This window comes from Mycobacterium venezuelense (assembly GCF_054919535.1).
Genome location: NZ_JBONDW010000024.1, coordinates 1 through 13,294 on the forward strand (window position 1 = coordinate 1; position 13,294 = coordinate 13,294).

General features: G+C 66.0%; 12 protein-coding genes. 8 read left to right on the forward strand and 4 right to left on the reverse strand.

Translation table 11 applies throughout. From position 1 onward, the window contains the following. Window positions 1–34: 34 nt before the first annotated feature. The 3 genes from ACRCUN_RS29370 to ACRCUN_RS29380 form a co-directional block, all read right to left on the reverse strand. The gene (locus ACRCUN_RS29370; RefSeq protein WP_462145146.1) at window positions 35–1,906 is read right to left on the reverse strand and encodes a S9 family peptidase; all 1,872 of its coding nucleotides are present in this window, start codon (window positions 1,904–1,906) and stop codon (window positions 35–37) included. 80 nt (window positions 1,907–1,986) lie between these two features. After that, entirely contained in the window at window positions 1,987–2,604 is a 618-nt protein-coding gene (locus tag ACRCUN_RS29375; RefSeq protein ID WP_462145220.1) for a TetR/AcrR family transcriptional regulator, read from the reverse strand. A 73-nt stretch (window positions 2,605–2,677) separates the two neighbouring features. After that, entirely contained in the window at window positions 2,678–3,265 is a 588-nt protein-coding gene (locus tag ACRCUN_RS29380) for a hypothetical protein (protein ID WP_462145147.1), read from the reverse strand. A gap of 103 nt (window positions 3,266–3,368) precedes the next feature. On the opposite strand from ACRCUN_RS29380, the gene ACRCUN_RS29385 reads away from it, so the two are divergent. Beyond that, a complete protein-coding gene (locus ACRCUN_RS29385) occupies window positions 3,369–4,895 on the forward strand; it encodes an acetyl-CoA acetyltransferase (protein WP_462145148.1) in 1,527 nt (508 codons plus the stop codon). A gap of 179 nt (window positions 4,896–5,074) precedes the next feature. Next, window positions 5,075–5,830 carry a sensor domain-containing protein gene (locus ACRCUN_RS29390; RefSeq protein ID WP_462145149.1) on the forward strand — a complete coding sequence of 252 codons (756 nt, stop codon included), beginning with the start codon at window positions 5,075–5,077 and terminating at the stop codon, window positions 5,828–5,830. Here the strand turns inward: ACRCUN_RS29390 and ACRCUN_RS29395 are convergent, their stop codons facing one another. Beyond that, a complete protein-coding gene (locus ACRCUN_RS29395; RefSeq protein ID WP_462145150.1) occupies window positions 5,831–6,679 on the reverse strand; it encodes an LLM class F420-dependent oxidoreductase in 849 nt (282 codons plus the stop codon). Between the two features lie 129 nt (window positions 6,680–6,808). Here ACRCUN_RS29395 and sfnG point away from each other — a divergent pair, with 129 nt between their 5' ends. The 6 genes from sfnG (at window position 6,809) to ACRCUN_RS29425 (ending at window position 13,285) form a co-directional block, all read left to right on the forward strand. Further along, a complete protein-coding gene (sfnG, locus tag ACRCUN_RS29400) occupies window positions 6,809–7,939 on the forward strand; it encodes a dimethylsulfone monooxygenase SfnG (RefSeq protein ID WP_462145151.1) in 1,131 nt (376 codons plus the stop codon). Between the two features lie 147 nt (window positions 7,940–8,086). Further along, window positions 8,087–8,896 (forward strand): DUF5336 domain-containing protein, encoded by an 810-nt coding sequence (locus tag ACRCUN_RS29405; RefSeq protein ID WP_462145152.1) that lies wholly within the window; start codon window positions 8,087–8,089, stop codon window positions 8,894–8,896. Window positions 8,897–8,956: 60 nt separating this feature from the next. Continuing rightward, a complete protein-coding gene (locus ACRCUN_RS29410; RefSeq protein ID WP_462145153.1) occupies window positions 8,957–10,387 on the forward strand; it encodes a cell division protein PerM in 1,431 nt (476 codons plus the stop codon). Window positions 10,388–10,397: 10 nt separating this feature from the next. Then, window positions 10,398–11,030, forward strand: a complete 633-nt coding sequence (gene purN / locus ACRCUN_RS29415) for a phosphoribosylglycinamide formyltransferase (RefSeq protein ID WP_462145154.1) — start codon at window positions 10,398–10,400, stop codon at window positions 11,028–11,030. Between the two features lie 10 nt (window positions 11,031–11,040). After that, a complete protein-coding gene (purH, locus tag ACRCUN_RS29420; RefSeq protein WP_462145155.1) occupies window positions 11,041–12,603 on the forward strand; it encodes a bifunctional phosphoribosylaminoimidazolecarboxamide formyltransferase/IMP cyclohydrolase in 1,563 nt (520 codons plus the stop codon). 31 nt (window positions 12,604–12,634) lie between these two features. Beyond that, window positions 12,635–13,285, forward strand: coding sequence for an LpqN/LpqT family lipoprotein (locus tag ACRCUN_RS29425; RefSeq protein ID WP_462145156.1), 651 nt, complete (start codon window positions 12,635–12,637; stop codon window positions 13,283–13,285). Window positions 13,286–13,294: the final 9 nt, after the last annotated feature.

Genomic DNA, 13,294 nt, shown 5'->3' on the forward strand with positions numbered 1-13,294 from the left:
CGGCGTGTCGGGGGCTTTTGCGTCTGTTCGGCAGTTACATCCGCCCGCCCAGATGCTCGGCGAGGAACCGCTCGACCGCGTGGTACATGTCGATGTTGTTGTCCGGGTTGAGGAATCCGTGACCCTCGTCCTCCTTGACCATGTACTCGACCTCGACGCCGCGCTTCCGCAGTGCGTCAACCATGTTGTCCGATTCGGCTTGTACGACGCGGGAATCGTTGGCGCCCTGCACCACGAGCAGCGGCGTGCGGATCCGATCCACGCGCGTGATGGGGGAGCGGGCCAGCATGTCGGCTTCCTGCTCGGGGTCTGACGGATCGCCGACGTACAGATGCCAGTTGGTGGCCAGGAACGGCCGAGCCACGTTCGGCAGCGTACGCATGAAGTTGGCCAGGCTCGAGATGCCGACGTAGTCGATGGCCGCTGCGAAGACGTCGGGAGTAAAGGTGACACCGACGAGCGCGGAGTAGCCGCCGTAGGAGCCGCCGAAGATCGCGACGCGATCGCGGTCGGCGTAGCCCTGCTTGACGGCCCAATCGACGGCGTCGATCAGATCGTCGTGCATCTTGCCGGCGAACTCCCCGATGGCGGCCTTGGTGAATGCCTTGCCGTAGCCGGTCGACCCGCGAAAGTTGACTTGCAGCACCGCATATCCGCGATTGGCCAGCATCTGGACATCGGGCTGAAAGCTCCAGCTGTCGCGTGCCCATGGCCCGCCGTGGACCAGAAGTACCATCGGCAAGTCGACTGGATCGACGCCAACGGGCAGCGTCAGATACGAATGCAGTTTCAAGCCGTCGCGTGCGGTGACGGTCACCGGTGTCATCGGTGCCAGCTTCTCGCGATCCAGCTTCGGGTATGGCCGGAACAGCAGTCGGCTCTCACCCGTGGAGTGGTCGTAGAAATAGGTGGCGCCGGGTTCGCGATCGTGGTTGAAGCTGACGACCCAGCGTTGTTCGGTGTCGTCGCAGGACATGCCGGTGAGGTCCCCGTCCGAGAGCTTCGTCAAATTCTCCAGTACCGCAGCGAAATTCGGATCGAGCGCATGGATCACCTGTCGTTCCCCGTAATAGCGGACGCCGATCAGATCACCGGTGCGTCGGCGCAGGATCAGTGGTGCGACCGGAAGGCCGAGTGTCCAGGCCAGGTCGAGAGTCGGGTGGCTGTCCACCTCGGTTTCCTCGCCGGTGGCCACGTCGAGCCGCGTCAACCTGGTGAGGTCGCTGCCCTCATTGGAGCCGACCCAGATGCCGGTGCCGTCGGGCGTGATGGTGACGGGATTGATGCCAAGGGGGTAGTCGCTGCCGTCGTAGACCTTGATGGTGCGCAATGTTCGTGTAGCTGAGTCCCACTGCGAGATCTCGACGTCGCCGTCCGCTGTCAGAGTGTTCGTGAAGAGGTCACCGCTTGGCCCGCTGATCCACTGGACGACGCTGCCGGGATTCTCCGCGAGCAGCGTGAGTTCGCCGGTGGCGATGTCGAGTTCGTAGGCGTCGAACAGTTCGGGATTGCGGTTGTTGATCTGAACGACGGCTTTTCCGGGGCGCCCTTTGAGAAGGTCGAATTGTGCTCTCGCGCCGGGGAACGGCGTGAGATCGACGGCCGACGCATCCGGATTGTCGGGGTCGACGCGGTAGACATGCCAGTTCTCGTCACCGCCGTTGTCCTGCATGTAGATCAGCCACCGCGAATCGAGCGTCCACCGGTAGATGTAGACGCTGCGCGTCTCGTCGGCGGTCACGCACTGCGCGGTCGCGTCTGATTCGGTGTCTTGCACCCAGACGTTGAGGCGGTTGCGCCACGGCGCCAGGTAGGCGATTCTGGTGCCGTCCGGCGAGATCGTCGCGGCCGCGCGTTCGGGCGGGCTGAAGAAGTCCTCGACGGTGATGAGTTCTGGGAGGGCCATGGCGGTCCTTTCTTGTGTGGAGGCAAGCTCGTTCGCCGGGCCTCCCACCGGGAGGCTCGTAGTGTGCGTATTCAGTTGTGCTATCGGGGTTTGACCGGACCGCCCAATCGACCGTTGGTGGCCTCGCGGATGGCCCTGTCCATGAGCGAAAGTGCCTCGGATTGGCTCACTTTCTTACCGTCGACGATGATCGCCTTGCTGACGTCCTCGTCGACGACGCGGAACGCTCCCGTAACCGCTGCGGCGCACAGGCGCACCGTGAGATCGTCTTCCGGGAGACCCAGTCGGTCGGCGATCACCGGGATGAGCCCCTGCTCCATCCGGTCGTGCACCATCAGATACGCGGTGCGCAAAGCGGGTTCGGAAGACGTCATCGTCGCGAGCCGTATCGCGCTGAGCTCATCCTCGATGTCCTGCGGGGTGAGCGGGTGCTCGATGCTGTCTGCCGCAAGGTGTTCCGAGAGGGACAGCTCGTGCGGCCACCGACGCGCCGATGCCAGGAATCGGCCGGCCGACTTGGCCAGCAGAGGTTCGACACAACTTTCCTTCGTCCGGAAGTAGCGCCAGATGGTGCGGGTGGAAAGCCCTGCGGCAGCGGCGATGTCGTCACCACTCGTGCCTGCCACACCGCGTTCCCAGAACAAGGCGCAGGCATGCCGGGACACGGCGAGCCGCGCTTGCGCCTGCTTGTCGCTGATCGCCCTCACCTCCGGTCCTGTCACTTAGTGACAAGTCCAGAGTGTCACTAAGTGACAACCTCGTCAAGGAGCCTTAAAACGCCCAACTGCCCTTCGGTGAGATGACGAAGCCATCGTCGTAGGCGGTGAAGCACGCGATGAAGTCGTCGCCGACGCCGCAGCCCGAGTTGTTGACGACCAGTTTGTGGCCTGCGGGCAGTTCTCGAACGTCACCCGTCTCGGCGGCATCCCCGCCGTGCGCATAGGTGAAAACGAAGCCGGCGCTGGAAACCTGATGGACGGATTGCACGATCGTTTCCCACGACGACGCGTCCCGGCGAATGTCCTGTCCGGAGGCGTTGTCGGGAAATCCCGGCATGCTTCGGCCGCTGCACTCGATCATGCCCAAGCCGTCGGCTCCGGTCGTCTGGCCGTAAACAGAGGAAAGGCACGACACGTCACCAGGCCCCTTGAACCTGACGATGGTGTCGTGGTGCCAATTGGTGCTCGTGTACGACGCGGTATCGGCCGGCGTGAGTAGATCGAAGTCGGGAAAGACGCCGGGCGGGGGCGCGGGATGGGGCGGCGGCTCCGGAACAGCCTCACCGGGGACCGTTGGCGCACAGGCGCAGAGCAGGGCAGCGGTGAGCGCCACCGCTGCCGGGCGCATCCGCCGATTCACACATCAACCGTAATGCCGCTGATAAGCGTCGATGTGCACCGAATTCGCCCGAGGGTGACCCATCCGTTAGCCTGGCGAATTAACACGTGTCAGGAGGTTTGTCATGGTCGATCCCCGCACACCCGTCATCGTCGGCGTCGGGCAGTTCACCGAGCGCATCGATGACCCGGGATACCGCGGCATGTCGTCCGTGGAACTGGCCGCAGAGGGGGCCAGGGCGGCTCTCCATGACTGTGGCGCCGACGTCGACGCCGTCGCGCGCGCCATCGATACCGTCGCCGGAGTACGACAGTTCGAGATCTCCGGGCCGACCCCGCCGCCATTCGGTGCCTCCAACAACTACCCGCGTTCGGTGGCCCGCCGCATCGGCGCCGATCCGGCCCGGGCGATCCTCGAAGTGATCGGTGGCCAGGGCCCCCAGCACCTGGTGACCGAGTTCGCGGCATCGATTGCGGCCGGAAACTCCGACGTCGTGTTGCTGTTCGGATCCGACGCCGTATCGACGGAACGATATTTCGCCAAGCGGGACGACAAGCCGGACTTCACCGAGACGATCGATGGTCAACTGGAAGACCGCGGTTTCGGCTACGACGGCATCTTCGACGAGTACACGGTCAAGCACGGGTTGATCGGTGCGCCCGTGCAGTACGGCTTGCTGGAAAACGCCCGCCGGGCCCGCTTGGGGCTCTCGGTCGCCGACTACCGGCAGGCGATGGCCGAGCTGTTCGCGCCGTTCTCGAAAGTCGCATCCAAGAACCCGTTTTCGTCGGCGCCGGTGGACCGTTCGGTCGAGGAACTGGCCACCGTCACCGACAGCAACCGCATGATCTGCGATCCGTATCCGCGCCTGATGGTTGCCCGCGATCAGGTCAACCAGGGCGCCGCCGCGCTGCTGATGTCGGTCGCGACCGCGAACCGGCTCGGGGTGCCCGAGGAGAAGTGGGTGTACCTGCGCGGGCACGCCGACATGAAGGAACAGAAGCTGCTGGAGCGCGCGGACATCGGTGCGAGCGCCGTGGCGGTGACGGCGGTGAACGAGGCGTTGCGGGTCGCCGGTATCGGGCTAGATGACGTCGCGGCCTTCGATCTCTACAGCTGCTTCCCGTTCCCGGTGTTCAACATCTGCGACGGAACCGGTCTGGCGACCGACGACCCGCGTGGGCTGACGCTGACCGGCGGACTACCGTTCTTCGGCGGCCCGGGCAACAACTACTCGATGCATGGCATCGCCGAAGCTGTCAACGAAATGCGCGACAAATCAGGGCAATTCGCGTTGGTCGGCGCCAACGGCGGTATCGCGAGCAAGTACTCGGTGGGGATCTATTCGACCGAACCCGCTGACTGGGCACCCGACAACAGCGCCGAGCTGCAACAGAAGGTCGCCGCTCTGCCGAAGGTCGCCATCACCGAAAACGCCGACGGTGCAGCGACGATTGAGACCTACACGGTGCGATACGACTGGGCGGTGCGCACGGGGATCATCATCGGCCGCTTGGACTCCGACGGCAGCCGGTTCCTGGCGATGACCAAAGACGAAGATCTTGTCGGGCTGCTGTCCGACGGTGATCCGCTCGGTGCGGCGATCGTGGTGCGCTCGGGCGACAAGGGCAACCGCGCGTCGCTCTCTTGAGTTGCTGTGGCGAGCGTGCAGCTTGTTGTGGCATCGACGAGCTCGCGGGCACAAAAGCCTGCACGTTCGGCACAGTGCGTCACACGGTATGGCCGAACCTGTCCTGACGTGGGTGAGGGTTGACCTCCAGAAAGCATGTGTTGACCCGTGACACACCCGATGGTCCGTAGGCTGACCCCATGACCCAGCCCTGGTACCCGGTGCCGAAACCGCCCAAGAAGTCAGGCGCCGGACGTACCGTCGGGCTGGCCGCCGCCGCGGCGATAGCGTTGATTGCCATTGTGGCCCTGGTGTTTTGGGGGATGCAACCGCGAACGGTCGACGGTCAGGCGGCGGCAGTGCAGGCCGAAGGCCCCACCGTCGACGATTCCGACCTCGAAGGCCTCCTGCTCAGCCCCGACGAAATCTCGGACATCGTGAAGTTGCCGGGCATGGTGACGGTCGCGTCGTGGATGAATCCGGACACGGCCGACGATCCCGACAGTTACGACCCGCTGGACTGCCTCGGCGCGATGTACAGCGGCATGTCCGTCGTCTACGACGAGAACGGCTACGAGGCGATATTCCAGACCAGGACGGGCCCGAGTAACAAGAAGGGCTTGCCCGCCGTCGACCAATCGGTGGCGACGTTCGAAAGTGCCAATGCCGCGCAAGCCGCGTTGGGCGAATACGTCGAACTGTGGAAACGCTGCGCCGACAAGACGTTCACCTACACCGGTCCGGACGCACGCGAGTCGTGGACGCTGGGCACCCCGGAGTCGAACCACGACGGCATGACCACACTGCAGAACGCGATGAACGGCGAACAGCTGTATCTCGACAGAGCGGTGGCGGCCCGCGGAAACGTTCTGGTGGAAGTGCAGCTTCAAGACGCCAAGCCGGCCGGCGCTGTCGTCGCGATCGCCGAGGGGATCCTGGATCGCATCGGCGACTGACTACACCAGCGCAGCCAGCTTGCCCGCCAACCGCTCGACGTAGGCGGCGACCTCGGACTCCGACTTGTCGGGCAGGCCGAAGAGCACCTCGGTCACGCCGAGCTCGCGCCAGTGGGCCAGCTTGTCGGCGTCCGGCTTGAAGTCCAGCGCCACGATCTGCGGCGCACCGTCGCGCCCGGCCGCCGCCCACGTGTCCTGCAGCAGCTTCACCGGTTCATCGATGTCGAAGTCGCGCGGCGTGGTGATCCATCCGTCGGCCGAGCGGGAGATCCACTTGAAGTTCTTCTCGGTGCCGGCCGCGCCGACCAACACGGGGATATGCGACTGGACCGGCTTGGGCCACGCCCACGACGGCCCGAAGTTCACGAATTCGCCGTCGTAGGAAGCCTCTTCCTCGGTCCATAGCGCCCGCATCGCTTCCAGGTATTCGCGCAGCATGGTGCGGCGGCGGCCGGGCGGCACCTTGTGGTCGGCGAGTTCATCGGTGTTCCAACCGAATCCGACGCCGAGACTGACTCGGCCGCCGGACAGGTGGTCCAGCGTCGCGATCGACTTGGCCAGCGTGATCGGATCGTGCTCGACGGGCAGCGCGACGGCCGTCGACAACCGCACGCGCGACGTCACGGCACACGCCGTGCCGAGCGACACCCACGGATCCAGCGTCCGCATATAGCGGTCATCGGGCAGGGACTCGTCACCGGTCGTGGGGTGCGCGGCCTCGCGTTTGATCGGGATGTGGGTGTGTTCGGGCACGTAGAAGGTGGTGAAACCATGGTGATCGGCCAGCTTCGCCGCCGAAGCCGGGGTGATGCCGCGGTCGCTGGTGAAAAGAACGAGCCCGTAATCCATGACCAGAATTAGAACGTGTTTCAGTCTGGGTAGCAAGACGCAGCGTCTCGTGGCGCTCCGAAGGCGGAGAAAAGTTCAGCGCGAGCGATACCCGCGACGAGCGGAGCCACGTTTGCTGGGATCTCGCATATGACGACCGAACGCATCGCCGACCACGTCAAGTTCGCCTACTGGGTGCCCAATGTCAGCGGCGGCCTGGTCACAAGCGACGTCGAGCAGCGCACCGACTGGAACTACGCGTACAACGCCAAGCTCGCCCAGACGGCGGAGAACAACGGCTTCGAGTACGCGCTGTCCCAGGTGCGCTACGAGGCCAGCTATGGCGCCGAATACCAGCACGAATCCACGAGCTTCTCACTGGCCTTGCTGCTGGCGACGCAGAAACTCAAGGTCATCGCCGCCGTCCACCCGGGCCTGTGGCAACCGGCCGTGCTGGCCAAACTCGGCGCGACGGCCGACCACCTGTCGGGCGGCCGGTTCGCGGTGAATGTCGTCAGCGGCTGGTTCAAGGACGAATTCACCCATCTCGGCGAGCCATGGCTCGAACACGACGAGCGGTACCGTCGCAGCGCTGAATTCCTCCAGGTGCTGCGCAAGATCTGGACCGAGGACGACGTGGATTTCCGCGGTGATTTCTATCGCATTCACGACTTCACCCTCAAGCCGAAACCGCTCAACACACCGGAGCGGCCCAACCCGGAACTGTTCCAGGGCGGCAATTCCACCGCCGCGCGACGCAACGGCGGCTATTACGCCGACTGGTACTTCTCCAATGGCAAGGATTTCGACGGTCTCACCGAGCAGGTGGTCGAGGTGCGCGAGCATGCCCGCGCCGCGAACCGGGAAGTGAAGTTCGGGCTCAACGGATTCATCATCGCGCGTGATTCCGAGGCTGAGGCGAAGGAGACCTTGCGAGAGATCATTGCCAAGGCCAACAAGCCTGCCGTCGAGGGCTTCCGTTCGGCAGTGCAACAGGCCGGCAATTCCACCGCGGACAAGAAGGGTATGTGGGCCGATTCCAGCTACGAGGATCTGGTGCAGTACAACGACGGGTTCCGCACACAGCTAATCGGCACCCCCGAACAGATCGCGGAACGTATTGCGGCGTACCGCAAACGCGGCGTGGACCTGATCCTCGGCGGCTTCCTGCATTTCCAGGAGGAGATCGAGTATTTCGGGGCGAAGGTTCTGCCGTTGGTACGCGAAATCGAGGCGGCCGAACAGGATTCAATCGACGCTCCCGTACTGGTACCTGCTTGAGACCTGTCTGACATACAGAGCGTGTGCCCTGCACCCATGTGGGTGCGCTAGCGTGGAAGCTCGAATCGCTCACGTGGTCCGTACCAGGTCCGCATCCATGCCTGCGTGGAATGCACGACGCGACGCTCGATCAGCACAGGAGAGGTCATGACCTACCCGCCTAGTAGCCCCGGATACCCACCCGCACCGCAGTCGGGCTCTCAATACGGCGCAACACAGCAGTTCGCGAAGACGGACGTAGCGCCCGGTGAAAGCAAGCTGCCGGAAATCCTGCTGGCGGTCGTCGCCGCCGCGGGCCTGATCACCTACCTGGTCAGCTTCGCGCTGGAAGCCGCGGCCGGGCTCGGCGCCCTGCCGGTCCTGCTGTCGCTGCTGGCCGGTTTGTTGGCCGGTGTCAGCCTGCTGCCCAAGCAGAAGAACTACGTGGCCGTCGTCAGCGTGCTCGCCACCGTCGCCCTGCTGCTCGCGATCTCCGACCTGGTCGCGACCGGGGGAGAAGCGGGCTGGGCGCTGTACACGGTTCTCGTGCTCACGCTGATCCAGGCCGGCTCGGCGATCGCGGCACTCCTGTTCGACTCGGGCGTGCTCACGCCTCCGGCGCCCAAGCCCGCCTACGAGCAGCAGCCGCAGTACGGCCAGTACGGCGGCCCCTCGCAGTACTACGGTCAGCACAGCCAGCCGCAGCCCGGTGGCCAGCCTTACCAGCAGTCGGCTCCGCAGCGCCCGGGTTACCCGTCGCAGTACGGCAGCTACCCCGGCAGCAGCGGTTTCCCGTCGCAGAGCCCCCAGGGCGCGCCTCAGGGTGGTCAGCAGAGCGGCCCGCCGACCCCGCCCACCGGCTTCCCGACCTACGGCCAGCCGCAGCAGTCCGGCTCGTCGGCGCCCACCACTCAGGTTCCGGCGCAGCCGCAGGCACAGCAGCCGTCCTCGCAGCAATCTGGCCAGTCGTCGTCGTAAGCTGATCCGCGCGTGCGTGACCTGCGCACGCGCGATCACATGCGAGGAGCGGCCCAGCTAGTGGAGAACGGACCAGTCGGCGCACGCCAGGCGCGTGAGCTGCTTCGGGTCGCGTTCGGGCCATCCGTTGTGGCGCTGCTCGTCATCGCCGCGGTCGTGCTGTTGCAGTTGCTCATTGCCAACAGCGACATGACGGGCGCGGCAGGCGCGATCGCCAGCATGTGGTTGGGCGTGCACCAGGTTCCGGTATCGATCGGCGGCCGCGAACTCGGCGTCATGCCGCTGCTGCCGGTGCTGGCGATGGTCTGGGGCACCGCACGCACCACCGCGGCGGCCACCGCGCCGAACTCATCGTGGTTCGTGACCCGGTGGGTCGTGGCCTCGGCCCTCGGCGGGCCGCTGTTGATCGCGGCCATCTTGCTGGCGGTGATCCACGACGCGGCCTCGGTGATCACCGAACTGCAAACCCCCAACGCGCTGCGGGCGTTCTGCGGTGTGTTGGCCGTGCACGCGATCGGCGCGGTGATCGGGGTGGCCTCGAAGATCGGGCGTCGAACCCTGGCCGCGTCGCCGCTGCCCACCTGGCTGCCCGACGCGTTTCGCGCCGCCGCCGCGGGTGTGCTCGCGCTGTTCGGGCTGTCCGGGGTGGTGACGGCCGCGTCGCTGGTTGTGCACTGGGGCACGATGCACGACCTGTATGCCATCACCGACACCGTGTTCGGGCAGTTCAGCCTGACCGTGCTGTCGATCCTCTACATACCGAACGTGATCGTCGGCACCTCGGCCATCGCGGTCGGGTCCAGTGCTCACGTGGGCTTGGCCACCTTCAGCTCGTTCACGGTGTTCGGCGGCGACATCCCGGCCGTGCCCGTGCTGGCCGCGGTCCCCGCACCGCCGCTCGGCCCGGTTTGGGTGGCGCTGCTGATCGTCGGCGCGGCCTCGGCGGTCGCAGTCGGCCAACAGTGCGCCCGGCGGCCGCTCCCGGTGTTGCCCGCGCTGGCCAAATTGGTCGTCGCCGCGGCGGTCGCGGCTGCGACGATGGCGCTGCTCGGCTACGCCGGCGGCGGTCGTCTCGGCAATTTCGGCGAGGTGGGGGTGGATCAAGCCACATTCGCGCCCGCGGTGTTCCTGTGGTTCGTCGGGATCGGCGGGTTGACGGTGGCGATGGCCGGTGGGTTTGCGCGGCGCCGCAGGCCGGTGGCCCCGGTTGCGCCGGCTCCCGCGCCCGAACCCGAGCCAGAACCGGACCCGGGGCCCGAAACCGAGCCCGTGCCAGACACCGACGATGGTGACTACGTCGACGTCGAGGAGGTCCCCGTCGACGTCGAGGAGCCCGACGAACCCATCGTCTCGTGGCACTCGGAGGACACCAGTCCGCACACCCCGGAGCCGGTCGTCGATCTCCATGACGACCCCGAGGAACACTTCATCGTCGACGACATCGCCGACGAGGACGTGTCCGGCGATAAGCCTCGCGACAAGGCCGACTAGGCTGCTGCGCGTGCAGCAACCGCTACGTGTGCCCCCCAGTGCACCGGCACGGCTGGTAGTGCTGGCTTCGGGCACCGGATCGTTGCTCGCGTCGCTACTGGCCGCGGCCGTCTACGACTATCCCGGGCGGGTCGTCGCCGTCGGCACCGACCGCAAGTGCGCGGCGCTCGACATCGCGGCCGACGCCGGCGTGCCGTCCTACACCGTGCGTCTGGGCGACCATGCCGACCGGGCCGCATGGGACAGTGCGGTCACCGCCGCGACCGCCGAACATCAACCGGACCTGGTGGTTTCGGCCGGCTTCATGAAAATACTTGGCCCGCAGTTCCTGAGCGCCTTCCCGGGCCGGGTGGTCAACACCCATCCCGCCCTGCTGCCTTCGTTCCCCGGCGCGCATGCCGTGCCGGAGGCGCTGGCCTACGGCGTGCGGGTGACGGGCTGCACCGTGCACCTGGTGGACGCCGGTATGGACACCGGCCCGATTCTGGCGCAGCAGGCCGTCGAAGTGGCCGACGACGACACCGAAGAGACTTTGCACGAACGCATCAAGGTCGTCGAACGACGGCTACTGGTGGACGTGCTGGCCGCGCTGGCGACCCGCGGCGTGACCTGGACTGGACGAAAGGCGACCTTCGGATGCTGAGGAGACAGCGATGAGCGACAAGAAACCGATCCGGCGGGCGCTGATCAGTGTGTACGACAAAACCGGCCTCGCGGATCTGGCGCAAGGTTTGCACGAGGCGGGCGTCACGATCGTCTCCACCGGATCGACGGCGAAAACCATTGCCGGCACCGGTGTCCCGGTGACCCCGGTCGAGGACGTCACGGGTTTCCCCGAGGTGCTCGATGGCCGCGTGAAGACGTTGCACCCGCGCGTGCACGCCGGTTTGCTCGCCGATACTCGCAAGCCCGAACATGTCGCGGCCCTCAAGGAACTCGACGTCGAGGCGTTCGAACTCGTTGTGGTGAACCTCTATCCGTTCAGCGAGACCGTCGAATCCGGGGCATCGGTCGACGAATGCGTCGAGCAGATCGACATCGGCGGACCGTCCATGGTGCGCGCGGCGGCCAAGAACCATCCCAGCGTGGCGGTGGTCGTCGACCCGATCGGCTATGACGGTGTGCTCGCCGCCGTACGGGCCGGCGGCTTCACCCTCGCGGAGCGAAAGATTTTGGCTTCGTTGGCTTTCCGTCACACCGCGGAGTACGACGTTGCCGTGGCGACCTGGATGGGTTCCACGCTGGCACCTGAAGAGCCCGCCCAGAAGCTGCCACAGTGGTTCGGCGGCACGTGGCACCGCAGTGCGGTGCTTCGCTACGGCGAGAACCCGCACCAGCAGGCGGCCGTGTACCGCGATGATTCGGCATGGCCGGGTCTCGCGCAGGCCGAGCAGCTGCACGGAAAAGAGATGTCCTACAACAACTACACGGATGCCGATGCGGCGTGGCGGGCGGCGTTCGACCACGAGCAGATCTGCGTGGCGATCATCAAACACGCCAACCCCTGCGGTATCGCGATCTCTTCGGTGTCGGTGGCCGATGCGCATCGCAAGGCGCACGAATGTGATCCGCTGAGTGCGTTCGGCGGCGTGATCGCCTCGAACACCGAAGTCAGTGTCGAGATGGCCGAGACCATCGCCGACATCTTCACCGAAGTGATCATCGCGCCCGCCTACGAACCAGGTGCGGTGGAAGTGCTCTCCCGCAAGAAGAACATCCGCATCCTCGTCGCGTCCCAGCCGCTCGTGGGCGGCACCGAGTTTCGCCAGATCAGCGGCGGTGTGCTGCTGCAGGAGCGCGACGCGCTCGACGCCGAAGGCGACGATCCGAACAACTGGACACTCGCGACCGGGCAGCCCGCCGACGAGCGGACGCTGTCCGATCTGGCCTTCGCCTGGCGTGCCTGCCGCGCAGTAAAATCGAACGCGATCGTCGTTGCCAAAGACGGCGCGACCGTGGGAGTCGGCATGGGCCAGGTGAACCGCGTCGATGCAGCGCGACTCGCCGTGCAGCGCGCGGCTGATCGGGTGGCGGGCGCAGTGGCGGCCTCCGACGCGTTCTTCCCGTTCCCCGACGGGCTTGAAGTCCTCACCGAGGCGGGCGTGAAGGCCATCGTGCATCCCGGCGGGTCGATGCGCGACGACGCCGTGACCGAAGCGGCCGCGAAGGCCGGTATCACCCTGTATCTCACCGGCGCAAGGCATTTCGCGCACTAGCATGCGACTCGTCGCAAGGAAGGCGGCAGCCATGAGGGCCACCGCGCGTACTGCCGCCATCCTGGCGATGCTCACCCTGTTCACGGTTTCGTGCACGCGCGTCGTCGAAGACGCGCAGGCGGTCCCCGGCGCAGATCTGCTGGAGGCCGCCGCCACCGACAATCCGGACTGTGAAGAAGTCGACGCCACGCTCGCGACGATCGAGTCACGCAACCCCGACGAGCCGGTGCTCAAAGTCCCACAGCCAGACGGGTGGGAACGCACCACGATGATGGACTCGGAGCTGATCCGGTTCGCGATGGCCAACCCCGCCCTCGGCACCCCCGAGTTCGCCCCGACCGCGGTGGTGACGCTGGAGAGCGGGCCGGGCAACGAAGACCCTGAGGTCGTTTTCTCAAGCCAGCGCGACGCGTTGGAATCCGGGCTCGGGGCCACCGGCATCGAGGTCGAGAGCCACACGTTGTGCGGGTTGCCCGCCGAGACGATTCACTACCAGATGCCCGCGATGGGTCTGGTCGCGCCGCATCCGGCGATGGTGACCGCCGCGGTCTTACACACCGGTGACATGACCTACGTCGCGGCCGTCACCGTGCAGACCACCGATCCGGGGAATCCGGCCTATCAGCGCGACGCCGAGACGATCCTGTCGGGCTTCCAGATGCTGCCCCCGACGAAGGGTTGAGGGCCCAGC